Annotated in this window: 1 protein-coding gene; it reads right to left on the reverse strand. The window is 69.5% G+C overall.

Going from position 1 to position 593, the window contains the following annotated elements; all coding sequences use genetic code 11:
• Positions 1-593, reverse strand: a 593-nt coding sequence (locus EVS83_RS15755) for a YDG domain-containing protein (protein WP_166636937.1), incomplete at both ends; no start/stop codon positions are given.

Here is a 593-nt window from a genome sequence, read left to right on the forward strand (position 1 = left end):
AGGATGTCGCCGAGCGCGGACGCCGGCAGCGTGAGCGTGTAGTTGCCCGCGTCTGCGCCCGACAGCGTGGCGCCGGACACGGTGACCGTCTTGCCCGTGCCTGCGTTCTTGTCGCTGAAGGTGAAGGTGGCCGAGCCGTTCACGTCGTCGCTGCCGACCACGCCGCCGAGCGTGACCGTGCCGCTGCCGCTCGCGTTGCCGTCGTAGGTCTTGGTGGCGACGGTGACGGTGCCCGCGATCGCCTTCTGCAGGATGTCGCCGAGCAGCGACGACGGCACCGTGAGCGTGTAGTTGCCCGCGTCCGCGCCGCTGAGGGTGACGCCCGACAGCGTGACGGTCTTGCCCGTGCCCGCGTTCTTGTCGACGAAGGTGAACGTGCCGCCTGCGGCGACGTCGTCGCCGCCGATGGCGCCCGACAGCGTGATCGTGCCGCTGCCGTTGGTGGTGCCGTCGTAGGTCTTGGTGGTGACCGTGCCGGTGCCGGTGATCGCCTTCTGCAGGATGTCGCCGATCGTCGATGCCGGCAGCGTCAGCGTGTAGTTGCCCGCGTCGACGCCATTGAGCGTCGCGCCCGTGATGTTCACCGTCTTGCC

Origin of the sequence: Cognatilysobacter terrigena, from assembly GCF_004361065.1 — a bacterium.
GTDB lineage: Bacteria > Pseudomonadota > Gammaproteobacteria > Xanthomonadales > Xanthomonadaceae > Cognatilysobacter > Cognatilysobacter terrigena.